This is a genomic window from Methylobacterium brachiatum (assembly GCF_900113845.1).
GTDB classification, from domain to species: Bacteria; Pseudomonadota; Alphaproteobacteria; order Rhizobiales; family Beijerinckiaceae; genus Methylobacterium; species Methylobacterium brachiatum.
The window spans coordinates 1-24,747 of sequence record NZ_FOQW01000010.1 but is presented as its reverse complement, the minus strand read 5'-3'; the positions used below and the strand labels follow the sequence as shown (position 1 = coordinate 24,747).

At 66.2% G+C, this 24,747-nt stretch carries 24 protein-coding genes, 1 tRNA gene and 2 pseudogenes; 17 read left to right on the top strand and 10 right to left on the bottom strand.

Translation table 11 applies throughout. The features are described 5' to 3' along the window. Nucleotides 1–294: 294 nt before the first annotated feature. Nucleotides 295–897, top strand: a complete 603-nt coding sequence (locus BMZ47_RS14350; protein WP_268868599.1) for an exopolysaccharide biosynthesis protein — start codon at nucleotides 295–297, stop codon at nucleotides 895–897. 10 nt (nucleotides 898–907) lie between these two features. Here the strand turns inward: BMZ47_RS14350 and ldtR are convergent, their stop codons facing one another. Further along, the gene (gene ldtR, locus BMZ47_RS14345) at nucleotides 908–1,420 is read right to left on the bottom strand and encodes a transcriptional regulator LdtR (protein WP_007565091.1); all 513 of its coding nucleotides are present in this window, start codon (nucleotides 1,418–1,420) and stop codon (nucleotides 908–910) included. 162 nt (nucleotides 1,421–1,582) lie between these two features. Then, nucleotides 1,583–2,041, bottom strand: coding sequence for a DUF6163 family protein (locus tag BMZ47_RS14340; RefSeq protein ID WP_007565094.1), 459 nt, complete (start codon nucleotides 2,039–2,041; stop codon nucleotides 1,583–1,585). A gap of 206 nt (nucleotides 2,042–2,247) precedes the next feature. Here BMZ47_RS14340 and hemB point away from each other — a divergent pair, with 206 nt between their 5' ends. The 9 genes from hemB to BMZ47_RS14295 all read left to right on the top strand — a co-directional run bounded on the left by hemB (nucleotide 2,248) and on the right by BMZ47_RS14295 (nucleotide 10,964). After that, complete coding sequence (gene hemB / locus BMZ47_RS14335; RefSeq protein ID WP_007565096.1) at nucleotides 2,248–3,306, top strand: porphobilinogen synthase; 1,059 nt, start codon at nucleotides 2,248–2,250, stop codon at nucleotides 3,304–3,306. Beyond that, nucleotides 3,303–3,671 (top strand): hypothetical protein, encoded by a 369-nt coding sequence (locus BMZ47_RS14330; RefSeq protein WP_091863143.1) that lies wholly within the window; start codon nucleotides 3,303–3,305, stop codon nucleotides 3,669–3,671. Before hemB ends, BMZ47_RS14330 begins: the two co-directional genes overlap by 4 nt. An 81-nt stretch (nucleotides 3,672–3,752) precedes the next feature. After that, nucleotides 3,753–4,241: an RDD family protein gene (locus BMZ47_RS14325; RefSeq protein ID WP_007565099.1), complete on the top strand. Its 489-nt coding sequence runs from the start codon at nucleotides 3,753–3,755 to the stop codon at nucleotides 4,239–4,241. Between the two features lie 124 nt (nucleotides 4,242–4,365). Next, nucleotides 4,366–5,112, top strand: a complete 747-nt coding sequence (locus BMZ47_RS14320; RefSeq protein ID WP_039903251.1) for an arginyltransferase — start codon at nucleotides 4,366–4,368, stop codon at nucleotides 5,110–5,112. 109 nt (nucleotides 5,113–5,221) lie between these two features. After that, nucleotides 5,222–6,529 (top strand): adenylosuccinate lyase, encoded by a 1,308-nt coding sequence (gene purB / locus BMZ47_RS14315; protein ID WP_091863142.1) that lies wholly within the window; start codon nucleotides 5,222–5,224, stop codon nucleotides 6,527–6,529. Nucleotides 6,530–6,581: 52 nt separating this feature from the next. Continuing rightward, nucleotides 6,582–7,439, top strand: coding sequence for a D-amino-acid transaminase (locus BMZ47_RS14310; protein WP_007565106.1), 858 nt, complete (start codon nucleotides 6,582–6,584; stop codon nucleotides 7,437–7,439). An 81-nt stretch (nucleotides 7,440–7,520) separates the two neighbouring features. Next, complete coding sequence (locus tag BMZ47_RS14305) at nucleotides 7,521–7,853, top strand: hypothetical protein (protein WP_007565107.1); 333 nt, start codon at nucleotides 7,521–7,523, stop codon at nucleotides 7,851–7,853. Nucleotides 7,854–7,995: 142 nt separating this feature from the next. Beyond that, on the top strand, nucleotides 7,996–9,288 hold the full coding sequence (locus BMZ47_RS14300; protein WP_091863141.1) for an adenylosuccinate synthase: 1,293 nt from the start codon (nucleotides 7,996–7,998) through the stop codon (nucleotides 9,286–9,288). A 284-nt stretch (nucleotides 9,289–9,572) separates the two neighbouring features. Next, entirely contained in the window at nucleotides 9,573–10,964 is a 1,392-nt protein-coding gene (locus BMZ47_RS14295; RefSeq protein WP_091863292.1) for a histidine kinase, read from the top strand. Between the two features lie 53 nt (nucleotides 10,965–11,017). Here BMZ47_RS14295 and rpoH read toward each other — a convergent pair whose 3' ends face one another. Beyond that, nucleotides 11,018–11,911 carry an RNA polymerase sigma factor RpoH gene (gene rpoH / locus BMZ47_RS14290; protein ID WP_007565114.1) on the bottom strand — a complete coding sequence of 298 codons (894 nt, stop codon included), beginning with the start codon at nucleotides 11,909–11,911 and terminating at the stop codon, nucleotides 11,018–11,020. Between the two features lie 259 nt (nucleotides 11,912–12,170). Further along, entirely contained in the window at nucleotides 12,171–13,154 is a 984-nt protein-coding gene (locus BMZ47_RS14285; RefSeq protein ID WP_091863140.1) for an RluA family pseudouridine synthase, read from the bottom strand. 104 nt (nucleotides 13,155–13,258) lie between these two features. Here BMZ47_RS14285 and BMZ47_RS14280 point away from each other — a divergent pair. Further along, nucleotides 13,259–13,334: transfer RNA gene (locus tag BMZ47_RS14280), tRNA-Glu, on the top strand. On the opposite strand, the gene BMZ47_RS14275 is transcribed toward BMZ47_RS14280, so the two are convergent. Then, the gene (locus tag BMZ47_RS14275; protein WP_425285068.1) at nucleotides 13,294–13,752 is read right to left on the bottom strand and encodes a tyrosine-type recombinase/integrase; all 459 of its coding nucleotides are present in this window, start codon (nucleotides 13,750–13,752) and stop codon (nucleotides 13,294–13,296) included. The genes BMZ47_RS14280 and BMZ47_RS14275 overlap by 41 nt on opposite strands. 236 nt (nucleotides 13,753–13,988) lie before the next feature. Between BMZ47_RS14275 and BMZ47_RS14270 the strand changes: the two genes are divergently transcribed. Further along, nucleotides 13,989–14,231: a hypothetical protein gene (locus tag BMZ47_RS14270; protein ID WP_139220985.1), complete on the top strand. Its 243-nt coding sequence runs from the start codon at nucleotides 13,989–13,991 to the stop codon at nucleotides 14,229–14,231. Beyond that, nucleotides 14,194–15,321, top strand: coding sequence for a WcbI family polysaccharide biosynthesis putative acetyltransferase (locus tag BMZ47_RS27990; protein WP_167369049.1), 1,128 nt, complete (start codon nucleotides 14,194–14,196; stop codon nucleotides 15,319–15,321). The genes BMZ47_RS14270 and BMZ47_RS27990 overlap by 38 nt, the downstream gene beginning before the upstream one ends. A 176-nt stretch (nucleotides 15,322–15,497) precedes the next feature. Here BMZ47_RS27990 and BMZ47_RS14265 read toward each other — a convergent pair whose 3' ends face one another. From BMZ47_RS14265 to BMZ47_RS14255, 3 genes are all read right to left on the bottom strand, one after another. Beyond that, nucleotides 15,498–16,148: an SGNH/GDSL hydrolase family protein gene (locus tag BMZ47_RS14265; RefSeq protein ID WP_244536817.1), complete on the bottom strand. Its 651-nt coding sequence runs from the start codon at nucleotides 16,146–16,148 to the stop codon at nucleotides 15,498–15,500. A 322-nt stretch (nucleotides 16,149–16,470) separates the two neighbouring features. Further along, nucleotides 16,471–17,208, bottom strand: coding sequence for a class I SAM-dependent methyltransferase (locus BMZ47_RS14260; protein WP_139220983.1), 738 nt, complete (start codon nucleotides 17,206–17,208; stop codon nucleotides 16,471–16,473). Nucleotides 17,209–17,431: 223 nt separating this feature from the next. Next, entirely contained in the window at nucleotides 17,432–18,862 is a 1,431-nt protein-coding gene (locus BMZ47_RS14255; protein WP_091863137.1) for an FAD/NAD(P)-binding protein, read from the bottom strand. A 936-nt stretch (nucleotides 18,863–19,798) separates the two neighbouring features. Between BMZ47_RS14255 and BMZ47_RS14250 the strand changes: the two are divergent. Next, nucleotides 19,799–20,557, top strand: a pseudogene (locus tag BMZ47_RS14250) (IS5 family transposase); the annotation flags it as partial. A 13-nt stretch (nucleotides 20,558–20,570) separates the two neighbouring features. Here BMZ47_RS14250 and BMZ47_RS14245 read toward each other — a convergent pair. Continuing rightward, a complete protein-coding gene (locus tag BMZ47_RS14245) occupies nucleotides 20,571–20,765 on the bottom strand; it encodes a hypothetical protein (protein ID WP_091863289.1) in 195 nt (64 codons plus the stop codon). A gap of 123 nt (nucleotides 20,766–20,888) precedes the next feature. On the opposite strand from BMZ47_RS14245, the gene BMZ47_RS14240 reads away from it, so the two are divergent. Continuing rightward, nucleotides 20,889–21,278, top strand: a complete 390-nt coding sequence (locus BMZ47_RS14240) for a thermonuclease family protein (RefSeq protein WP_167369048.1) — start codon at nucleotides 20,889–20,891, stop codon at nucleotides 21,276–21,278. 106 nt (nucleotides 21,279–21,384) lie between these two features. Here the strand turns inward: BMZ47_RS14240 and BMZ47_RS28600 are convergent, their stop codons facing one another. Then, entirely contained in the window at nucleotides 21,385–21,552 is a 168-nt protein-coding gene (locus BMZ47_RS28600; protein ID WP_167369047.1) for a hypothetical protein, read from the bottom strand. A 127-nt stretch (nucleotides 21,553–21,679) separates the two neighbouring features. Between BMZ47_RS28600 and BMZ47_RS14235 the strand changes: the two are divergent. Continuing rightward, nucleotides 21,680–22,089 (top strand): annotated as a pseudogene (locus BMZ47_RS14235) (DUF4113 domain-containing protein); the annotation flags it as partial. A 635-nt stretch (nucleotides 22,090–22,724) separates the two neighbouring features. Continuing rightward, a partial coding sequence (locus tag BMZ47_RS14230) for a S8 family peptidase (protein WP_208601053.1) occupies nucleotides 22,725–24,747 on the top strand: 2,023 nt, incomplete at its 3' end.

Here is a 24,747-nt window from a genome sequence, read left to right as displayed (position 1 = left end):
AGCCTCGATGGTGAGGCCGTAAACATAATGTAAACTTACGTAGAGTGCAGCGAGGTTGACCGGGGATTCACCAAAAATTTCTTTAGGTTTGCAGGAGCGAGTCATCAAAAAGCTTGGTCTACCGAGGAACTATGTTTTATGTAACGTAAGATTTGCTGAGTTTGATGTGGCGCTGACCTCAGGTGTGAATCCCCAGGTCCGGCCCCGCTTCGGGTTCGCGCGAGCGCCGCGCGCTTGGCCTGCCGGGTGATCTCGGCTAGAGCCCGCCGCAGGACAGCGAAGGTTGGCGGATCCTTGACTGCCGGTGCACGAACGTCGGACGTCCTCACTGTGCTGGCGAGCCAGGAGGGGGAGCGCCTCACCGTGGGCGATATCGTCGCGGTCCTACGGGACCGCGCCTTCGCGCTGCTCGTGGTGCTGCTCGGCTTGCCGAACTGCCTGCCGATGCCGCCGCCGATCCCGCTGATCTGCGGCCTGCTGCTGCTGCTCGTGGCCGTTCAGATCGCGGCGGGCATGTCGGCGCCGTGGCTGCCCCGTATGCTGCTCGGCCGATCGATCGCGCTCACCGATGTGCGGCGCGCCGTCACCCGGGCTGTCCCGATCCTGCGGCGCCTGGAGCGCTGGTCGCGCCCGCGGGTCAGCGTGTTCGAGACCGCGCTAGGTATGCGCGGCATGGGGATCGCCCTGTTGGCGCTGGCGCTTGCGCTGATCGTCGCCGCGCCGATCGTCGGGCAGATCCCTCTCGGGCTCGCCGTCTGCCTCGTGGGCCTGGGCCTCGTCGAGCGCGACGGCATCGTCGTGATGGGCGGGTTGGTGATCGGCCTGTTCGGCGTCGCCATCAATGCCGGCTTCGCCTACGCGGTCATCGCCGGGATCGTGGGTCTCCTGAACCTCTGATGGGGGCGGATCAGAGCCGGTAACGGATCTGATCGGTCCAGAAGCGCTCGAGACGGCCGAGGGCCTGGTTCAGCCGGCCGAAATCGTCGTCCGAGATGCCCCCGATCGGCGCGATCGTGCGGGCATGCTTGTCGTAGAGCCCCTGGATGATCTCGTGGACCTGCCGGCCCTTGTCGGTGAGGCTGATCCGGACCGAGCGGCGATCGGTCTTCGAGCGGGCGTGGTGGAGGTAGCCGGCCTCGACGAGCTTCTTGACGTTGTAGGAGACGTTGGAGCCGAGATAGTAGCCCTTGGTCCGGAGCTCGCTCGCGGTCAGCTCCTTGTCGCCGATGTTGTACAGCAGCAGGGCCTGGACGCTGTTGACGTCTTCCCGGCCGCGCCGCTCGAACTCGTCCTTGATCACGTCGAGCAGCCGGCGGTGCAGACGCTCGACCAGGTGGAGGGCCTCCAGGTAGGAGCCCTTGGCGGACGGGGCGTCTTCCGGGGTCTCGCTCGTCGCGACTCGGGCGCTCTGGGTCTTCATCGTCGGCCTCACCGTGTGATGCTGCGGCTTCCGTTCGATGCGGTGCCGCTGATGATGGCTAAGCTACGTACCGGGAATGAAAGGCGATTTAAGCGACAGGATGAATTCCCGATTTACTCTTTGCGGTAAAGACAAACTGAAGCGAAGATCAGAACGGTTCGTTCACCGTGCTTCCTGCGCGGCCAGCCAGGACAGCAGGAAGTACATCAGCACGACCGTGAGGCCGAATACGAGCAACGGCACCGGCAGCGGCACGAGTTGCGGGGTCAACACCGCCAAGGTCATCGCGGATGTCACCGCCAGCAACCAGATCACGCCGCCCCAGGCGCTGGTCAGCCACAGGCCGATGGCCGCCGACGCGTCCACCACGGCGAAGTAGACGATCGCCGCCTGGCGCCCGAACGGCTCGATCTCGAAGGGGCGCGAGCCGGGAAGCACGTCGAGGATCGTCGCCCAGGACGCGATGCTCTTGACCAGCCAGAACAGCGCCGTCACCCGCATGAACCAGACGAGCACCGTATCCCAGGTCCCGGGCGCGGGGCCCTGGGCGCGTTCGATCCGGTCGGTCGGCGGGTCACCGGGCCGGGCACCCTTGCGCCGGATCGGGAAGGAGCCGGGCACTAGGATGCGCTCGCGGGTGAAATAGGCCGGTTCATCGTCGGGAGGCCGGGATTCATGTGCGGGGGATGCGCCGGGTTGAAGCCGTTCCGGCGCCCTGCGTCAACGGCCTGATTTCGCCGGGCCGGGCCGGTGTGCTAGTCCGGCGCCCCCAGCGCCGATGCGCCGCGCGATCGTCAGCTCTTCCGCGCGCACGATACCGAAGCCGCATGTCAGACACCTTGCCCGAGCCGCGCCCCATCGCCCTGCAGGCCGCCCGCGAGAGCGGTCGCCCGGAAGGGCTGAAGATCACCCAGCGTCCGCGCCGCAACCGCAAGGCGGACTGGTCGCGGCGCCTGGTCCGCGAGAACACGCTGACCGTCGACGACCTGATCTGGCCGATGTTCGTGATCGACGGCGAGCGCCGGCGCGAGCCGATCGCCTCCATGCCCGGGGTCGAGCGGCTCTCCGTCGACGAGATCGTGCGCGATGCCGAGCGCGCGGCGCGGCTGGGCATCCCGGCGGTGTCGTTCTTCCCCTATACCGAGGTCGAGCTGCGCGATCCGACCGGCTCGGAGGCGCTCAACGCCAAGAACCTGGTTTGCCGGGCGGTGCGGGCCGTGAAGCAGGCCGTGCCGGAAGTCGGCATCATGACCGACGTGGCGCTCGATCCCTACACCAGCCACGGTCACGACGGCCTGATGAAGGACGGCGCGATCCTCAACGACGAGACCGTGGCGATCCTGGTGGAGCAGAGCCTGATCCAGGCCGAGGCCGGCACCGACATCATCGCACCCTCGGACATGATGGACGGGCGCGTCGGCGCGATCCGGGCCGGGCTCGACAAGGCCGGGTTCCTCGACGTCCAGATCATGGCCTACGCGGCCAAGTATGCCAGTGCGTTCTACGGGCCGTTCCGCGACGCGATCGGCACCAAGGCGGCGCTGGTCGGCGACAAGCGCACCTACCAGATGGACCCGGGCAATTCGGCCGAGGCCCTGCGCGAGGTCCGCCTCGACCTGGAGGAAGGCGCGGATTCGGTGATGGTCAAGCCGGGTCTGCCCTATCTCGACATCATCCGGCGGGTGCGGGACGAATTCCAGGTTCCGACCTTCGCCTATCAGGTGTCCGGCGAGTACGCGATGATCGAGGCGGCCGCGCGCAACGGCTGGCTCGACGGGGATCGCGCGATGGTGGAGGCGCTGCTCGCCTTCAAGCGCGCCGGTGCCGACGGGGTGCTGACCTATCACGCCCCCCGGGTCGCCGAGCGCCTGCGCCAAGCCCCGTGAGGCGGGGACGCCGCTGGCTCCTCGGGGCGGCGGTGGCCGCGGGTTTCCTCGGGGGGCTCGCCGCCTGCCAGGATACGCTGCGTCGGGAGCGGGTCGCGACCTGCCGCCGGGCCCTGCCGGCGGTGGCGCCCCAACCCGGGATCCGGCTGCTGCGGGCGGCACCGGGACCATCGACGGACACGGTCCGGGTGGATTACGCCGATGGGAACCGCCAGCATTGGCTGACCTGCCGATTCGACGCCGGCGCGACCATCGTCGCACTGACCACCGAGGGCAGTAACCTGTCGGGCTCGTCACTCTACTTGCTGAAACGCTTCTACCTCGACACGCCCGATGCCGAGGCCGACGATCCCGCGGCGCATTGAGCGCGGTTCGGACGGCTCTTGCGTCCGCCGCACGGGGCACCCACCTTTTTCTCCGCCGCCTCGCTTGCAGGACGCGACACCATGCAGAATCCCCAACCCGGCTACGCCGAACGCTTCGAGGCCCCGCATTACGCGGCCTCGCTGCCGATCCCGTTCGTCCGCGCGAGCCTGGGCGCGCGCACGGTCGCGTATCTCCTCGATATCCTGTTCATCTTCGGGTTCACCGCGTTGCTGACGCTGCTGATCACGGTGATCGGCGTCGTGACGTTCGGCCTGGGCTGGACCTTGTTCGCGATTCTGCCGGCGAGCGGGGTCATCTACAGCGCCATCACGGTGGGCGGCTCCAAGCAGAGCACGATCGGGCAGCGCCTGATGGGGCTGCGGGTCGTGGCCCCGGAGCGCGGCGGGTCGGTCGATTTCATCACGGCCGCCGTCCACGCACTGTTGTTCTACGTCGCGGTCTCGACCTTCCTGCTGTGGTGCCTCGATCTCGCCTTCGGGCTGATGCGCTCGGATCGCCGCCTGGGTCACGACCTGTTGCTCGGCCTCGCGGTCGTTCACGCGCGCTGACACGTCCGACCTGCGGCGAAATTCTCGCGCGCCGAGCGGCCGGGGGCATTGAGCCCGGCCGCGCCGCCTGTACACTGATTTGCCGGCGCCGCGAGGACCACCCGGTGCAGGGTCAAGACCGAGCGTGACGAGCCATCCGCGCGATACTCCGCAATTCTATCTCACCGCGCCCTCACCGTGCCCGTACCTTCCGGGCCAGGAGGAACGGAAGGTGTTCACGCACCTGGTCGGGCGCCGCGCCCGGGATCTCAACGAGATCCTGACGCAGGGCGGATTCCGGCGCTCGCAGACCATCGCGTATCGCCCCGCTTGCGAGACCTGCCGGGCCTGCATCTCGGTGCGGGTCGTGGTGGACGATTTCGAGCCGAGCGCCAGCCAGAAGCGGATCCTCGCGCGCAATGACGATTGGATCGGCACCCCGGAGCCGAACCGGCCGGCCTCCGAGCAATACGCCCTGTTCCGTCGCTACCTCGACGCCCGCCACGGCGATGGCGGCATGGTCGACATGACGGTGCTCGACTACGCCATGATGATCGAGGACAGCCACGTCGACACGCATCTCGTGGCGTACCGGCGGCGCGGTCCGGATACGGCGATCACCGGGCGCGGCTTCGGCCCGCCGCTCGCCTTCTGCCTGACCGACGTGCTCGCGGACGGGCTGTCGATGGTCTACTCGTTCTACGATCCCGAGGAGGCCGGGCGCTCGCCGGGCACCTTCATGATCCTCGACCATATCCGCCGGGCCCGCCGGCTCGGATTGCCGTATCTCTACCTCGGCTACTGGGTCGAGGGCTCGCGCAAGATGGACTACAAATCCCGCTTCCGTCCGCAGGAGCGGCTGATGGGGCAGGGCTGGGTGCGGGTCGGCTGACGGGGAGCGTCCCCATCCGTGTCGCCCGGGCCTGCGCGAACCGCATTGAGCGGCCGGGGCGGCGCATGCTACCGGCCACGCACGAGTTCCGGACCGTGCCGAGGCCCCCATGATCCCCCGTTACAGCCGCCCGACGATGACGGCGATCTGGTCGCCCGAGAGCCGCTTCAAGATCTGGTTCGAGATCGAGGCGCACGCGACCACGGCGCTGGCCGAGATCGGCGTCGTCCCCAAGGCGGCGGCCGAGACGATCTGGGCCAAGGGCAAGGACGCGGTGTTCGATGTCGCCCGCATCGACGAGATCGAGGCGGTGACGAAGCACGACGTCATTGCCTTCCTCACCCATCTCGCCGAGATCGTCGGCCCCGAAGCGCGCTTCGTCCACCAGGGCATGACCTCGTCGGACGTGCTCGACACCTGCCTCAACGTGCAGCTCGTGCGCGCGGCCGACATCCTGATCGCCGATGTCGACGCCCTGCTGGCGGCTCTGAAGAGCCGGGCGCTCGAGCATAAGCTCACGCCGACCATCGGCCGCTCGCACGGCATCCACGCCGAGCCGGTGACCTTCGGGCTCAAGCTCGCGCAGGCCTATGCCGAGTTCGAGCGCAACCGCCGCCGCCTGGTCGCGGCGCGCGAGGAGGTCGCCACCTGCGCGATCTCGGGGGCGGTCGGCACCTTCGCCAACATCGATCCGCGGGTAGAGCAGTACGTCGCCGAGAAGATGGGCCTGACCGCGGAGCCGGTCTCGACCCAGGTCATCCCGCGCGATCGCCACGCCATGTTCTTCGCCACCCTCGGCGTCGTCGCCTCGTCGCTCGAGCGCCTGGCCATCGAGATTCGCCACCTCCAGCGCACCGAGGTGCTGGAGGCGGAGGAGTTCTTCTCCGAGGGCCAGAAGGGCTCCTCGGCCATGCCGCACAAGCGCAACCCGGTGCTCACCGAGAACATCACCGGGCTCGCCCGGATGGTCCGCGGCTACGTCGTGCCGGCGCTGGAGAACGTGGCGCTCTGGCACGAGCGCGACATCTCCCATTCCTCCGTGGAGCGGATGATCGGCCCCGATGCGACCGTCACCCTCGACTTCGCGCTGGCCCGCATGACCGGCGTGATCGAGAAGCTGCTGATCTACCCCGCCAACATGCAGAAGAACCTCGACCGTCTCGGCGGCCTGGTCCATTCGCAGCGGGTGCTGCTGGCGCTCACCCAGGCCGGCGTGTCCCGCGAGGATTCGTACCGTCTGGTCCAGCGCAACGCGATGCCGGTCTGGCGCGGGGAGGGCGATTTCCTCGCCCTGCTGAAGGCCGATCCGGAGGTGACCGCGGCGCTCACCCCGGAGCAGATCGAGGAATGCTTCGACCTCGGCTATCACTTCAAGCACGTCGACACGATCTTCGCGCGCGTGTTCGGCACGGCCTGAGCGCGCAGCACGAATCCTGCTTGGACCCGCGACGAACACAGGAAGGCAATCCGTGACCGCTCCCCGCATCGTCTACCTCAACGGCGCGTTCCTCCCCTTCGAGGAGGCGCGCGTGCCGATCATGGATCGCGGCTTCCTGTTCGCCGACGGGATCTACGAGGTCTCGGCGATCATCGACGGCAAGCTCGTCGACAACGCCGCGCATCTGGCGCGCCTGGATCGCTCGCTCGGCGAGATCGGGATCCGCAACCCGCACGATGCGGCCGGGTGGGAGAAGCTGCAGACCGAGCTCGTCGCCCGCAACGGGGTCCGCGAAGGGCTCGTCTACATGCAGGTCACGCGCGGCGTGGCCGAGCGGGACTTCGCCTTCCCGAAGGCCGGGACCGAGCCCACCGTGATGATGTTCACGCAGGCCAAGACCGTGCTGGCCAACCCGCTCGCGGAATCCGGTGCCCGGGTGATCACCGTCGAGGATCTCCGCTGGAAGCGCCGGGACATCAAGTCGGTGGCGCTGCTGGCGCAGGTGCTGGCCAAGCAGCAGGCCGCCGAGGCCGGGGTCGCCGAGGCCTGGATGGTCGAGGACGGGGCGGTGACCGAAGGCTCCTCGTCCACCGCCTTCATCGTCAGCCGCGAGCGCGTGCTCGTGACCCGGCCGCTCTCCACCGCCCTATTGCCCGGCATCACCCGGGCCTCCGTGCTGAAGCTCGCCGCCGAGGCCGACCTGCGGGTGGAGGAGCGGCTGATCCCGGTGGCCGAGGCCTACGAGGCCCAGGAGGCGTTCTACACCAGCGCCTCCGCCTTCGTGATGCCGGTGGTGGAGATCGACGGCCGGTCGATCGGCGAAGGGCGCCCCGGTCCGCTGACCCGGCGCCTGCGCGAACTCTACATCGAGGCCGCCCGTCAGGGCTGAGCCCCGCCCGCGGCGGACAGGAACGGATCCGGCACCTGGCTGTTGCTCTTGGAACACGTGTTCCAAGAGGGGAGACCAGTCTTGTCGAGGAAGATCCTGCTCGCTGCTTTCGCGGCGGCTCTGTTTGCTGTTCCCGCCTATGCCCAGAACCCGGACGCGCCGCTGAAGGGGCGTGATACCGACCCGGCCCTGCCGCCGTCGACCCAGACGCCGCCGGATCGCGTCCGTCCGAGCGCCGACGCGCCGCCGAAGGACCAGTCGCTGAGCGACAAGCTCCAGAAGAACGACGGCGTGATCAAGCCGCCGGAGACCGGGACCACGGGCACCGTCATGAAGCCGGACGAGACCGGCTCCACGCCCGTGATCAAGCCGCAGGAACTGCCCGGCCGCGATCCCGGCACCGAGGCGAAATAATCGGACGCCGCGATCGAGCGGGCCGCCATGCGGCAGCCTTGCTTGATTTCGTGGCCCGGATCGCGGAAACGGCACACGACGTACGCAGCCCGCGCCCGCGGGCGGCTCCGTCCCGGTTCCCGTCGCGGGTGAGTAGGCAGGCATGGCCAACGTCGTCGTTGTAGGCGCCCAATGGGGCGACGAGGGCAAGGGCAAGATCGTCGACTGGCTCTCCGAGCAAGCCGACATCGTCGTCCGGTTTCAGGGCGGCCACAATGCCGGCCACACGCTGGTCATCGACGGGGTGACCTACAAGCTGGCGCTGTTGCCCTCCGGCGTGGTGCGCGGCGGCAAGCTCTCGGTGATCGGCAACGGGGTCGTGGTCGATCCCTGGCACCTCGTGGACGAGATCGAGCGAATCAAGGCGCAGGGCGTCGAGGTTTCGCCGGCCTCCCTGCGGATTGCCGACAACGCGACGCTGATCCTGCCGCTGCACCGCGAGCTCGATCATTTCCGCGAGACTGCCAATGCGGGGCTCAAGATCGGCACCACCAAGCGCGGGATCGGGCCGGCCTACGAGGACAAGGTCGGCCGCCGCGCCATCCGCGTGGTCGATCTCGCCGATATCGACGCGCTCCCGGCCAAGATCGAGCGGGTGCTGACGCATCACAACGCGCTCCGGCGCGGCCTCGGCATCGAGGAAGTGAATGCCGAGGCGCTTCTCGCCGAGCTGACCGCGATCGCGCCCAAGATCCTGCCTTTCGCCGACACGGTCTGGTCGCTGCTCGACGACCAGCGTCGGGCCGGCAAGCGCATCCTGTTCGAGGGCGCGCAGGGCGCGCTGCTCGACGTCGACCACGGCACCTATCCGTTCGTGACGTCCTCGAACATCGTGGCCGCCCAGGCGGCGACGGGCTCCGGCCTCGGCCCGGGCGCGATCGGCTACGTGCTGGGCATCGCCAAGGCCTACACGACCCGGGTCGGCGAGGGGCCGTTCCCCACCGAGCTGCATGACGAGATCGGCGAGACCATCGGCGCCCGCGGGCGTGAGTTCGGCGTCAACACGGGTCGCAAGCGGCGCTGCGGCTGGTTCGACGCCGTGCTGGTGCGCCAGACTGTGCGAACCTCCGGCATCCATGGCATCGCGCTGACCAAGCTCGACATCCTGGACGGGTTCGAGGAGATCCGCGTCTGCACCGGCTACAAGCTCGACGGTCAGACGATCGACCATTTGCCGGCGAGCCAGGCGGCCCAGGCCCGGGTCGAGCCGATCTACGAGACCATCCCGGGCTGGTCCGAGACGACGGCGGGCGCCCGGTCCTGGGCAGACCTGCCGGCGCAGGCGATCAAGTATGTCCGCCGGATCGAGGAACTGATCGGAGCGCCGGTGGCGCTGCTCTCGACCTCGCCGGAGCGCGACGACACCATTCTGATGCACAATCCCTTCGAGGATTGAGGGCGGGCATCCTATCCCGTTGATGACGCATCTTTTCTGCTGTTCGGCCTGTATCCAGCCCGCGTCCGCTTGATCTAGAACCAGCCTATGGCGGGACGGCGATCCCTGGGATCGACCGCCCCGCGCGATTTTGGAGGAACCGGCTCGCGGGTGCCGATCCGCGCGGCGGGCACACGACACATCGGCCGACGGCCGTGACCGACCTCGGGGGCGGGCAGGGCCGTCGGCTCTCGGCCTTTGACCGGTCCTGCCGGGCGGCGGCCGAAGGGGCGGACCAGGGCAACATGGCCGATTATTACCCGCTTCTGGCACGCGCCCTCGATGCGCTGCCCGACCGATCGCCCGCTTTGCGCAAGGCGGTCTACGACCGCGCGCGGAACGCCCTGATCAGCCAGCTGCGCTCGCTGGATCCCCCGCTCTCGGAAGCCGATATCGACCTCGAGCGCCGGGCCCTCGACACGGCGATCGAACGGCTGGAGGTCGATCACGGCGGCCTTCCGGCCCCGGCCAACGACGCGGCCGTGGTCCCCGAGCCGCCGCACCCGCCTGCACCGCCGGAGATCCCGGAGCCGTCGCCGCCGAAACCCGTGGCCGCGGAACCGCCGCTCCGTCCCGCCCCGGAGCCGGTCCTCCCCGCCGCCCAGCCGCCCTTCGCGCGGGTGGAGCCGGAGCCCGAGCCGCGCGAGGCGCCGATCGCCATCTCGTCGCCGCGACCGGGGGCGACCCAGGCTTCCGCGCCCGAAGAGGCGCCGGCCAGTCCCGATCCGACCCTCGACCACGAGGATCCCGACCTGGGCGCGTCCGCCGGCGAGGCCGGCAATGGTCGCCAGCGACCGCGCATCGAGGTGGTCCCGCCGCGTTCGGGCCGCTCGCACATCCTGCGCAACGTCTTCGTGGGCTCCGTGCTCGCGGTGGTGATCGGATTGATCGCCGTGGCCGCCTTCATGCTCCGCGACCGGCCCCAGACCCTGCCGACGAACGGCACCGAGACGGCGGATTCTCAGCCGACGGAAAGCGAGAGCAAGTTCGGCGATCGGGTCGGTGGCGAGGCGGCACCGGCGCCGCGATCGGCTGCTCGCCAGGACGGCACGGCTCCCGCGAAGGTCGCCCCGACGCCGGCCCAGCCGAACCTGTCCGTCGCGCAGCGGGCCGAGTTGATCGAGGAGGGGACGGGCGCCGACAACGCGCAACCGACCAAGACCACCGGTCGGGTGACGTGGCGGCTGGATACTGTGAACGGCGAGCAGGGCCAGCCCCTCCAGAACGCCGTCGTCGCGACCGTGACGATACCGGATGCCGGGCTGACGCTGGTGATGACCATCCAGCGCAACCTCGACGCGACGCTCCCGGCGTCGCACACGGTCAGTCTCGCCTTCAGCCAGACGGGCGATGGCGCCCGGACGGTGCAGGATGTCGGCCTGCTTCAGGCCAAGGACGACGAGAACGGCCGCGGTTCTCCGGTCTCCGGCCTGCCGGTCCGGGTCCGGGACAACCTGTTCCTGATCGGCTTGTCGTCGCTTCAGAACGACGTCGACCGCAACACCGACCTGCTGCTCCACCGCAACTGGTTCGACCTAGCGGTGCGCTACACCTCCGGCAAGCGGGCCGTGCTGACCTTCGAGAAGGGCAGCGCCGGCGCGCAGGTCATGCAGAACGCCTTCGACGCCTGGCAGTAAGCGCCGTAGGTGACCGGATCCGGCGCGTACCCGGACGCGTCGGATCCGGTCGATCAGTGGGCCTCGATGCCCGTGCGCGGCAGCTCGCGGTTGGCGATGTTGCGCTTGACCGCTTCCTGCACCTTCTCGAAGGCACGGACCTCGATCTGCCGGACGCGCTCGCGGGAGACGCCGAACTCGCCGGACAGGTCCTCCAGCGTGATCGGATCCTCGGCGAGACGCCGCGCCTCGAAGATGCGCCGCTCGCGCGGGTTGAGCACGCCCAGCGCGTCGCGCAGGGCCGAGAGGCGGTTCTGCCCCTCTTGCTCGCGGGCGAGCACGGTCTCCTGGCTCGGGGCATTGTCGACGAGCCAGTCCTGCCACTCGCCCTCGCCCTCCTCGCGCAGGGGCGCGTTGAGCGACGTGTCGCCGGAGAGACGCCGGTTCATGTCGATCACGTCCTGCTCGGGCACACCGAGACGGGTGGCGATCTGCTTGACCTGATCGGGGCGCAGGTCGCCCTCGTCGAGCGCCGAGATCTTGCCCTTGGCCTTGCGCAGGTTGAAGAACAGCTTCTTCTGGTTCGCCGTGGTGCCCATCTTCACGAGCGACCACGAGCGCAGGATGTATTCCTGGATCGCCGCCTTGATCCACCACATGGCGTAGGTCGCCAGGCGGAAGCCCTTGTCGGGATCGAAGCGCTTGACCGCCTGCATCAGGCCGACATTGCCCTCGGACACGACCTCGCCGATCGGCAGGCCGTAGCCGCGATAGCCCATGGCGATCTTGGCCACGAGGCGCAGGTGCGAGGTCACGAGCCGATGCGCGGCCTCACGGTCGCCGGCATCCCGCCAGCTCTTGGCCAGCGTGAACTCCTCCGTCGGCTCCAGCATCGGGAACTTGCGGATCTCGTCGAGGTAGCGCGAGAGGCCACCTTCATTGGCGAGCACGGGTAGCGTACCGGCCATGGCATTCTCCTGGACTCTGGTCCCCCTGACGGGCGGACGCGACGGGCAACAGTGCCGTCCACTGGGGCCGCTCTTGAGCCGACCCTCCCGGCCACCCATGTCATACGGGTAAGTCGGACGGACCGGTAGCGGTTGGGGACACCCACGTCGCCATCAACGCGCGACCGGCCGAATGGTCGTACCATGTCACGATGTGACGCGGCCCGGCGTGATCTTTCGCACGCGGCGCGGATTCGGTTTCCTGTCCGACCATCGTGGTTCAAGCCTTCGCGAGCGTGTCCATGAGCGCGGCGATGTCGGGCGGGATCGGGCTCTCGAACCGCAGGGTCTCCCCGGTGCGCGGATGGCTGAAGCCCAGCAGTTCCGCGTGCAGGGCTTGCCGCCCCAGGGCCGTGAGCGCGTCGCGCGCCGGCGCCGACAGCCGCGCCGCCTTGGTGCGGAACGCGCCGCCATAGACCGGATCCCCGAGGAGCGGGTGGCCGCGATGGGCGAGATGCACCCGGATCTGATGGGTCCGCCCGGTCTCCAGGCGGCAGCGCACCAGGGAGACTTCCGGAAAGGTCTCGGCGACCGTGTAATGGGTCACCGCGTGCCGCCCGGCCTCGTCCGAGACCACGGCGATCTTCTCCCGATTGTGCCGCGAGCGGGCGAGGCTGGCCGCAATCGTCCCCGTGCGCGGGTGTGGGATACCCCAGACCAGGGCCGCGTAGGCCCGCTCCAGCGGCCCCGTCCGCCCGTGATCGGCGAATTGCGCGGTCAGGCCCTGGTGCGCCGCGTCGTTCTTGGCGACGACGATCAGGCCGCTCGTATCCTTGTCGAGCCGGTGGACGATGCCGGGCCGGCGCACGCCGCCGATCCCCGAGAGGCTCGCGCCGCAATGGGCGATCAGCGCGTTGACCAGCGTCCCGCTCTCGTGGCCCGGCGCCGGATGGACCACGAGGCCCGCCGGCTTGTCGATCACCACGAGGTCGTCGTCCTCATAGGCGATCGCCAGGTCGACGGCCTCGGCCGCGGGTTCCGCATCCGCCGGCGGCGGCACCGCCAGCACGATCTGCGCGCCGGCCGCGACCTTCGCGGAGGGATCGCGCACCGGGGTACCGTCCCGGGTCACGCGCCCGTCGCGCACCAGATCCTGCAGCCGAGCCCGGGACAGGTCCGGGAACAAGGCCACCAGCGCCCGGTCGAGCCGGATCCCTCCGTCCGCGACGATCCCGACCCGCGCCTCGTCCAATGCGTCCACCACGACCTCTATCCGTGCCCCATCCGCACCGATCCATACGGAATCTCGAAAGAAGCCCCTTGCTCCCCCGACGGGGCGTGGCTATAGCACCCGGGCGCCGCCGGAAAGCTCCCATCGTCTAGCGGTCTAGGACGTCGCCCTCTCACGGCGAAAACAGGGGTTCGATTCCCCTTGGGAGCGCCACCGGCGCATTTTCAGCAAGCTCTGACAACGACTTAGTGGAAGTGGGACCCGAACCCGCTTCCGCGGTGGGACCTTGCTGCCCCTTGGCGTAGCGCTCCCAGGCGCTGTCAGCGAGCCCCGCGCGCTGGGCCTCCCGGGTATATCGCTCTACCTCCTCGAGCGTTTGGGGGCCTGTCACGGCCATGATTTCGTGCGGGGTGCAGCCCCGCTCGGCCAGCCGCGCCGCGGTCGCCTTGCGCAGCCCGTGGGCTGAGCAGTGCGGTAAGCCTGCCTGGTTGCGCCACTCGCGGAACCGGTTGCCGAAGCCCACCGTCGAGAACGGTTTCCCGTACTCGGTGACGAGGAAGGTCAGATGCGTGCGCGGCGCCGCCGCGATCGCCTCGGCGAGGTCAGAGAACACCGGCACGTTCATCGAGATCGGCTTGCGGTGCTCGTTCTTCGCCTGCAGCTCGTGCTCAACGCGCTCTACTAAAGCACGCTCTTGTTCGTTGTCGGCCGGATCTTCGCCATGGCGATTGACCGCGAGCCGCCGGTTCGCCAGGTCTCGCGCGAGATCGTCAACCCGAGCAAGCAGTCCGGCCCGGCGAGCGGCTGCTGATCCGCGGTGTGCGGGAGCGGTCGCGCTCGTGCGAGATCACGCGACGCTGGTGGCTGGTGGATGGCGCCGGGCGGCGCCTGGACTACGAGGTTGAGCGGTTCGACGCCTACGGGCCGCTGGGGCGCGAGGAAGAGGTGATCGGCCCGTTCATCCCGCTCGACGCCATGCCCGGCCGCGGGCGGCTCCTCGGCGTGGTGGCTTACGACTGCAACCCGCTGCAGCGCGCGCTGGGCTGGTCGATCACGACGATCCTGCCCCCCCTTGAGTTCGAGATCCTGCCGCGGGCTCCGGCGCCGTGAACTGCGCGCCGCCTGGTCAGGACTTGAGCCATATCTGGGCCCTGATCGCGCTCCTGGTCGGCCTGATCATCTCCAACCTGACGAAGCGCTAGCTCTCCATCACATCTCTGTCGTTCTGCCCAACCGCCCGGCTCCAGCTTCGGCGGTTTTTTGTTTCTGGGCACCGCGGCCTCCATCGCCGCCTGCTTTCACAGCCCAATCATATGGGCTACTCAGCGCATTAAAGATCCACGCCGCGCCACGGGCATTTATTCAAATGGTAATAGCTTTTTTCGGCAATTGTCAGTTAGGCGTTGTTGCGGAACACATTTCAATAATTTGTGAGCATGTTGGCGCCAAATATCTCAGCAATAATGCCAGAACAGGAAATTTTAAAGGTGAATTGGAGACCTATAAAGAGCTGATCGATGCGGATATCATCGTTTGCCAAGAACTCGATGCAAATCATGGCAGATTATCTATATCGTATTTAAAAGAAAATTTTTACGGCAAGCAGATTATCACCGTTCCTTATATTTTTAACTCTGGAATGACGAACGTTGGCTATGCGCCAATGTCCGCGAAATACTCTTTCGGAGAAATATACGGTCAAGAAGAAATTATGCACATTTTGGATCGAGAAGAAGCCGCATCCTCCGTTATTTCAGAAATTGAACAGGGGAATGATCTAGGAAGCATTTCGAGGTTCAAGCAATGCGCCACCGAGCTACGGGCGCGAGAGGCGTCCTTGGACGTCAAAGTTTCTGATTTCATGACAGAGCGTCATCAGGATATGCTGCTCATGCTGACACACAATCATCCAACCAACGAAGTTTTTGCCCATGTGGCCGAGCAGATATGTGGAATATTAGGTATTGGTCATAATAGTAGCGTGCTGGAGTTAATTAGAAAGGCAGATAACAATTTGCCTTACAACGGCGCCCCATATACGCCACAAGACGCTCTACGGCACGGCTATAAATTCGGCTTCCATCAGGATTGGAAAGAAAAGATTGCACATCTTACTGAGATGCTGATATACTATCGACGAACGAAGAATGCTGATCCTTGGATATACGATGGTATCCGCGCCCCATCCAATGAGATGTGACCAGCAATTGTAAGCCACTCTATGCCTTGAAGTTAGATTGTCGGCGGTGCTGCTCACCTATAACCGGCGCCCGTGCAGGGGCCTGATCGAGACGGGGCGCCCCTGCGGCCGGTCGATCATTCGCCGCCCGGCTAAAGCCTGAGCCTTGTCTGTGCCCTGAACGCTCTTTTTGGAGGCTAGAGAGCGTTGAGCGCCGTAGCCCAGAGCCTGCCTGCCCGCTCGCTGTTAAGGTGGTGATCCAACGGATCTTCAGCCCGAAAGGCGTCAGAAATCACCCCCGTGGCCCGGTCAATGATTTCGCTCGATATGTCGATGAAGGGCAACCCCCGCCGCGCTGCGCCGTCACGCAGCATCGCGTTGTACCGCATGGTCAGTTGAGTGCGCTCGACGAGGGAAGTCACCACCTCGCGCCTCTTGTTCGCGATTTCTCCCCAATCCTGGCCATCCCGGATCGTCGGCAGCGCCGCTCCGGTAAGGACTACGGTGCTGTACCCTTCGCTGAGAAGCCGATCCACGAAGCCAAAATGGGCATTGATCGATGTTTCCAGTTGAGCATCGACGCTCTCTGCGAGCTTCATTGCCCGCCACCAGATCACAAACCCGCAATCGACCTCGCCGAGCTGCATGACGGGCGTGAACTGCTCCCGCGGAGGCAGTAGGCCTTGAGCGAATATCTCCAGGGCGTTCGTTTGACCATTGGGATTTCGCAGCCCGACTGCTGTTGCCCCCATGACCTCTATGAAGTCGCAAGGCTGCCTGATCCAGCCTTTTTCATCCGCGTATTTGAACGTCCAGATGTGACTGTCGCCGAAGATAAGCCAAGCCATCTTTCCACCGAGAGCAGGCGCCCGCGCAGGGCCGTCCTAGAGACAGCACGCCAAGTCTGTGTGGCGGCCGGTCATGCGCATACCGGTAGGCCGCCCGAATGGCCATGGCTCGCCTACGGCCGGTCGCCCGCCCGCCGCCCAGCCATGACCTGACCCATGTCTGGGCCCTGATCGCGCTCCTGGTCGGCATCATTGGCGGCCGGGCGCTCCCTCGGGATCCGCCATAGCTGCCCCGCGGTTCCTCCCAAGCCACCTTCAGCCCCGTCGGCAGCCGCCGCGCGGGGCTTTCTTTCGTCTAGGACCGGCCCCGGAACCGAGCAGATCAGCCCTCTGTCGGCTTCTGCCCCGCCGTGAAGATCGATCCATGGTGACCCCAGAACTTTCGGCCCTTCTCCGGCATGCCGCCCTGATACCAAAGCATTACAGCTAAGGGGTTTTCGATCAGTGTGCCGCTCCAATCCAAAACCCCGTCCGGGGGAGGGTCGATAATTAGGCCTGACCTTCGATGCTCATGATAATACTCCGCCGTAAGCCGCGTGAAGTTTGCCAGTAGCAGATCATAGCTGCTCAACAGAACGCCGCCTGGACGCAATAACTTGGCAGCATTATTGACGATAGCTCCGGCGGCGGCGACCGGCATCTCTTCGAGAACAGAAATCGAAACGATGATATCGAAATAATTTTCCGGAAGCTCATGTCCTGCGATGTTCTCGCCGACCAAGGTTCTCGCGAATTTTACCGATGGACATGCCGGGACCATCTCAGCCGCAAAACGCTGATCCCACTCATCATCCTTGAAATAGTGTAGCCCTTGAGGACGATCGGCTCCCCAAACCTCATATCTATTTTGATATCGAGAAAGCAGCCAGTGATTGAAGCCGTGGCCGAACTCCAGAATTCGAATGCCTTTGTCGTTGTGTCTTGAGGCAAACCGCTCTTCGATGAAACTCGCCGCTTTCATGACGCCCCAATTTTTTAGATTGGTGACCGTTACGCCGCGGAACTCTGGGTGCCTAACGCTTAATTCATACCATTCATTGACCGTCGCGAGTTCGAACACTTGTTGTCTCCCCGTATCCGGGAGTGTCTTTATCGCGATCAACCACAAGTCGCAATATTGATCTGATCGGCCGACGCGACAGCCTAGGAGGGTGTTCACATCTCGCGTTGTGGGCGAACTTCGACGCTCCTGAGATTGCTCTCCTACGGCCGGGCGCTCCCGCGGGATCCGCCGTAGCTGGCCCGCGGCTTGCTGCGCTCGTCGCGGCTCCTCCCGACCACCTTCAGCCCCGCCCGCAGCCGCCGCGCGGGGCTTTTTCGTTCGAGGTTGCATCGCTGGAATCGAGAGTCTTGACCACTGTCGCTGCAAGGCGCGTGGCTGTGGTGCGGATGTCAGGTACGGCTGTACATTCCCACAACACCCCGCGCAGGAGCGGCCCTATCGTCCATAGCGTCCCCTGAGACTGAGGACCGAGCACGCGAAATTCCGCGTCGGTATCGAGCCCCAAGCCGAAGGGGCCTGGCTGGATCAGGCCCCGGTCGAGGAGCCGTGTCAGCAAGGGATCGTGCGTGCCGGCGACGCCCCCTACACCGGTAGCGTCGAAAATACACTGGACGCGCATCGCTTCAGGCTGGGTTCCCCTACGTGGCAGCCACGTGACGAGGGCCTCCGCAGGCTCGTCGACGACGGACAGGATGCGTCCAGCCCGGACCGCCAGCGATCCGCGTGCGATGTTTTCGGCCAGGGCCTCCGCGACGGGCGGCGCCATGCGATGGCGGTGAACGTCCCAGTACGGGCGCAGGTGACGGAGAAAGCGGGCGCGCTCCGCCGCCGGCAGACCCTTCCAGGCGCTGTCAGTGATCGGCCGCAATGCGTCGAGAACGCCGCGCCAGTCGGCGTCGGCCGCCTGGGCGGCGGCGATTTCTGCCCGGATCCGACCGAGCAGATGGGATAGAGATGTGAGATCCGTCGGGGCCAACGTGGGGACCGGCCAAGGCCGTGTGGGCGCGTGGGCACTCGGTAGAAGACCGCGGCGCGAGATTGCAACGACGGGACCGGCGAAGCCACGCCCGCGCAGGGCGGCCACGGCGTCGACCATCGTCAACCCAGTGCCGACGATCAGAACAGGCCTGGTGGGGTCGAGGCGATCGAACCCTTCCGGCCGCCACGGGCTGGCGCGGTGACGGCTGGCGAACTGTCCGTTGCTGGGCAGGTTGCCCATGGCGAGCACTGCGCCTGCAACGCGACGCGTGAGACCGCCCTCCGTGCGCAGCAAGAAGCCTTCGGTTGTCGGCTCAAGATCGACGACGGCATCGTTGATGAGGCGGAGGCGTGGGACGTCCGGACCGGTCACCGTGTCGATCAGCAATTCCGCGAGATAGCGACCGTAGAGCCCGCGCGCGACAAAGGTGCCGGCCGCGGTTCGGCAGATTCCTGGTGTCTCAGCGGGTGCGAGGTTGAGCTCCGTGCGAGCAAGCCATGCCTCGAAATGGTCCGGCCGATCGGGGAAGGCACTCATATTGGCCGCCCGGACGTTTAGGACGTGGGCGGGATTGTCGGTGGCGTAGGCCAAACCACGCCCGAAGTTCTCCGCGCGCTCGCATAAAAGCACAGGACGACGATTCGATGCGGCGAGCACCTGAAGCGCGACCATTGTGCCGCTGAACCCAGCTCCGATTACCGCGACCGGAAGGCCGGTCGTGTCTGCCATCATTTAACCCACTCTTTGCCGCCCTCGGAGTCGTTCCGGAGGCAAGCATGCTACCTGCTTTGACGCTCCTGCAAGGCGTTTTGAGCCGCCTGGCGAGCCTCGGGTGACTTGTCACGTTCGAGCCGTGGCAGGACCTAGGCCCGCAGGCCGATGAGGCATCTTCACGCCAAGCCAAGTTGCGTATCGACTCAGCTCGACCGCCGGCGAGATCGGGCGCTCCCCTGCCCCGTGAGCAGATCGGGGCGGGGCCGAGCGGGTAAGCTTCCGGCGATGGCGCCCGAGCCATGCCCTCAATCCGACGGGCGGCAGGTTACGATCGTGGAGCGCGCCCGATATGGATCAGCACCGGTAGGCGTTGAATTGGCTCCGGCTCTTGGACGAGGACCGTACCAGTCGAACCGTGCCATGGCGAGAAATATGCCGTGGTGCTGGCTATCCTGTCGATTAGCGGCCAGTGATAGTAGGCCGTGACCCGGAGCATCGGCCCGTTGATGGCGAGGCTCTTTCTGAAGCAGGAGCGTGTGGCCGGCTCTCCCTTCTTTAGGATGGGGATCTCGTCAAACGCATCCCCACCTGTTTCCAGGTGACCTATGGATGCTTGGCTGCCGACGAGCTCGCAAACGAACGTGATCCCGTACAATGGGACATGCCCAGTGTTCGTCGCGACGAAACTGGTTTGGAAATCCTGTTGCGGATCGAGGTTGGCTCCAGTGGCTAGGGTCAACGATGGCCAGAAGTAGCCAGCGACGTTTGCAGCTGTCACCAACGCCCCGACCACCGGCCAGAAACGTTTCCGGGCGGACGCAAAACCTGCTCTGGATTTCGGTCGATCTGATCGCCCTAGGTAGAGAACCCATACAACCATTTGCGATCGCTCGCGTTTTCTTCCTGAGATTGGGTTTCCAGCGCAGGAGGATCGCGATGGCACGGTTGTTCTAGCTCTCCGATGAAGCCTGGGGGCGGATCGAGCCACATCTGCCTCACGGCCAACCCGGCAAACCTCGGGTCGACGACAGGCGGGTGATCAGCGGCATACTGTATGTGCTGAAAGTCGGCTGCCGCTGGCAGGATACGCCCGCCGCCTACGGCCCGCACACCACGATCTACAACCGCTACAACAGGTGGTCCCAGCGCGGGGTCTGGCCGCGCTTGTTTGCAAAGGTCGCGGCCACAGGCCCCGTGCCAGATGAGTTGATGCTCGACGCGTCCCCCGTGAAGGCACACCGCTCGGCATCGGGCGGAAAAGGGGGGCCTGGAGCCAGGCGATCGGCCGCCTCATCCTGAGCCTGTCGAAGGACGCGCGGCGGCTTCACGAGTAAAATCCATTGCTTGGCCGATGATCGTGGCCGACCGGTCGCGTTCGCCCTGACGCCCGGCAACGTGGCCGACATCACCATGGCGCTGCCCCTTCTGTGCGCTGTGGTGCCGCCCAAGCGTCTGATCGCCGACAAAGCCTACGACGCACAGAGCTTGAGGGATTGGCTGAAGAGCCACCGGGTGATCGCCACCATCCCGTCCACGGCCACCCGAACGGTACCCTATAAGCACAGCCGGACCGCCTACCGGAGGCGCAACAGGATCGAGCGCCTATTCGGCCATCTCAAAAACTGGCGGCGCGTCGCGACCCGCTACGACCGCTTGGCCTGCAACTATCTGGCCGCCGTCGCACTCGTTTCCTGTGTGATCGCATGGACCTGAATGAGTCCCCTACCTAGACTTTTCTGGACCGCTCGCGAGCCGCCTCTTCGTCGGCCACGGCCTCGACGGCGGCAATCATACTTTCAAGCTCTGAGATCCGGCGGATGAGGTTTGCGGGCGGCAGGCAGTCACTGGTTGCCGCACTGAAGATAAGTTCCTTTTGATGTGCCTTCAAACGGTCGAGGAGGGCGAGCAGCTTGTCCGTCATGATCCGTCATACGCCTTCGATGTCATGCCCGTGGAGCCGCGAATGCTGGCGCTAAGCACACCACGGCCAAGCCCTTTACGCATGCTGTGTGCGGCGCTGGCAATCGCTGGGACGGCGGTGCCCGTGACGTCGGCGAGATCGGAAACGTTGGACGGGACCCGGATCATCATCCTGGACGGCGACACAGTGGCGCTACCCTGCGTCGTGGTCACCCGGGGCTGCGCGGAGAAGATCCGGTTCACGGCGATCGACGCGCCGAAGGTCTTCCATCCCAGTTGCGATGCCGAATTGCAGGCCGGATTGCGGGCCAAGGAGCGGGTCGCGCAGCTGGCCCGGGGGAATCCGGTCGAGGTGGTGCGAACGGGCGCCACCGGCCGCTACGGGCGCACTCTCGGCGATCTCAGCGTGCGGGCCGGGATCGTCGGGACGATCCTGGCGCGTGAGGGCCTGGCGCTGCCGTATCAGCCGGGCCGAGAGGAAAAGGAGGGGCGGACCCGGCACTGGTGCCGATGATCGGCGCCAGTGCCTCGAAACTTCATGGGCGTGACCATGCACCGCTCGTCCGCGAAGCGGTCTCCCGTGAAACGGGAGATGGCCGCCCCTTGGGGCGGCCCCGCCGTCAGGCGGTGAGCCCGGCGAGCCGGGCCTGCGCCGCCCGGAACTCGCGCTCGATCTGGCGGCGCTCGGACCGGGAGAGGACGGAGGCCAGTTCGGCGCGCAGTTCCTCGACGTGGACCTGGAGGGTGTAGCGGGCGGCGGCGCAAGCGGTGGTGGTGAAGCTCGGCATCGTCTGGGTCCCCCGTGCGCTCGGCACCGTCCCGGGCGCGATGGCGCCCCCAGAACGGGCCCCGGTGTAGCCTGCACCCCGCAGGGGCCGGAGCGCAGCGGAGGCTTGTGGGCGGCGCCGGGATCCGTTCTTCTACCACACCAGCGAGCACGACCGGGACGCGCCCATGCGCTCGGTCTCGACCACGGTGACGCTGCCGGAGCACACGTCCGACACGCTGGCGCTGATCAAGGCGGCGCCGCACGGGGTAGCGAAGACCTGGCGCGAGCCCGGCGAGCGACCGTGGCGGTATTCCAGGGCGGGGATCGTCACCAATGATCTGGTGCCGCTGTCCCACAGCCACCGAGCGCTGATCGGGCGGATGGACTGGGAGCGATCCGGGCCACTCATGGCGGCCATGGACGCTTGCAACGCGCGCTGGGGCTGCGGCGCAGTGGCGCCGGCCTCGTGAGCGGCCGGGAGTGGAACACCAAGTTCGAGATGCGGACGCCGCGCTACACGACGCAAGTCGGCGAGCTGCCGATCGCTCATGCGTGAACGATGTGCACCACACGGCGCTGTCGCTGCGAACTCCCTCGTGTTCACTGCCGAGCGGGTCATGCCGCCTGTCAGCGGCTGGAGACATAGTGTTGTTCTGACAAGAGCAGATGCTTTGGCTGGCCGCCGAAATGCTGTGCCGTAGCATTTTGATCACACGGCGTATGGAAACATCTGCTGTACCGCACATAGGCACGCTGGCAGCCAATGATGCTCCTGCGGAAACTAGCAAGAAACATGCCATTCCAAAATGTAGCCGGCGACATCATCTGAGTCATGTCAAAGCATTTTTGATCATTATTTTCATATCGATACGAATATTAATCGATATCGTGAGATGTATTAGAGATAAAATCTTACTTGCGCGTCGTATTTTTTGAGATCTAATCTCCTCCACTTCATACCGCTCACTGCTGCTAGGTTCGATTAACGACGATCCCTCACGGCGAACAACGGCGTTGTCTCCATTTTTCCGGGAAATTGAGCAGCTGAAGATGCGTAACCAAGCATATGTCGATAACAATGCCTGTGGTGGGTTCAATCGTCGGCGATTAATTACGACCGTACTGCGCCGATCGACTCTCGGTCTCGCGGCATTGGGGGCCTCGGTCTCGTATCATGCCCTCGCGCAGAGCTTGGCCAGCGCCGACCCCGCGAACTGGCGCACGCCGGAATACCGGGCGGATTGGGGCCTGGAGGCGATGCGCGCGGCCGATGCCTATGCGGCCGGCTATACCGGCCTGGGCGTCATCGTCGGGGTGGTGGATTCCGGCGTCTACAGCGACCACCCGGAATTCGCCAATGGACATGTCAAGCCGCTGACGATCACCGGAACATTCGGGTCGGACGGCTACTATTTCCAGGACTGGTACGGCCAGCCTCAAGACTCTTGGCCCCAGCCGAGCTTCTTCAAGACAGGCGATGCCTACACTGTGCCCGGTGCGTACGACGCGCGTTATAACGACCCTCACGGCACCCACGTAACCGGAACGGTCGCAGCGGCCCGGGACGGCACCGGGATGCACGGTGTGGCGTTCGACGCCGACGTCTACGTCACGAACACCCATTCGACAGACGAGACGCGGTACGGGCCGAACGCGGATTACGCCTACTTCAAGAACGCCTATGGCACCCTGGCTGCGGCGGGGGCCCGCGTGATCAATTCGTCCTGGGGCAGCCCGCCAGTCGGAGACAACTACGACAGCCTCGCCGGCGTGCGTTCAGCCTATTCCCGGTTCGACGGCAAGCTCGGCTTGCTCGATGCCATGGCCGACGTCACCAAGCGCTACGACGTCATTCAGGTGATTGCGGCTGGAAACACGGGCTACAGCAATCCCAATGTCCGCTCGTCGCTGCCCTATTTAAGGCCCGATCTGGAGAGGAACTGGCTTGCCGTCGGTGGCGCTGAGGCTGGCGCGAATGGCAGCTTGAACTCGGCCGATCTGATACTCTCATCGTATTCCAACCGGGCCGGCATCGCCAAATACTGGTATGTCGTTGCGCCGGGCACAGCGATCACGAGCACAGCGCCGCCCTGGGTCCCGGGAGCTCCGTGGGACGCAGCGGAGTGGCAAATCGATCCCGATAACCAGACCGGGTACACACGCGTCGACGGGACCTCGATGGCGGCGCCGCACGCCACGGGGGCGCTCGCGGTTATCATGCAGCGCTATCCCTACATGACCAATCAGCAGGCCCGCGACGTCCTGCTCACCACCGCCTATCACCGCAACGCGGTCGACGGCATCCCGGACGCCAACCCCAATGCGCCCAATGCCGTCTGGGGCTGGGGCGTGATCGATCTCAACAAAGCCATGAAGGGGCCGGGTCAGTTCCTCGGGCCGGTTGCGGCCAACCTCCCGACCGGCACCCGCGACATCTGGTCCAACGACATTTCCGAGGATGCCCTCGTTCAGCGCAAGCAGGAGAAGGATCCCGGGGCCGCGGCTTGGGCAGACCACGGCAGCCTGATCAAGTTGGGCGGCGGCACGCTCACGCTCACCGGCGCGAACACCTATGCCGGCGGCACGACCTTCGCCGGCGGCACCCTCTCGGTCAGCCGCGACGCCAACCTCGGCGCCGCCGTGGCCCCGCTCACCTTCGACGGCGGCATCCTCCGGGTCACCGGAACCGGCTTCACCGCCACCACCCGCCCGATCACCTGGGCGAACGGTGGCGGCGGGCTCGACATCGCCGACCCGGCCAACACCTTCACCCTCACCCAGTCGCTCGCCGGATCCGGCGGCCTAGCCAAGCTCGGCGCCGGCACACTCGCGCTCTCCGGCATCAACACCTATGCCGGTCCCACCACCATCGCGGCCGGAACCCTCCTGGCCGGCGGCGGCCAGGCCATCGGCGACCGCAGCGCCGTGCTCGTCGGCGCCGGCGCCACCCTGGCGCTGGCCGACAGCGAGATTGTGGGGTCGCTCGCCGGACAGGGCCGCGTCGCGCTGGGCGCCGCCCGCCTCACCGCCGGCGGCGACAACTCCTCCACCAGCTTCAGCGGCACGATGGACGGCGCCGGCGGTCTGACCAAGGCCGGTGCCGGTACCCTGACGCTCGCCGGCAGCAACACCTATACCGGCGGCACCACCATCGCGGCCGGCACCCTCCAGGTCGGCAACGGCGGCACGTCGGGCAGCCTGGTCGGCGACGTCG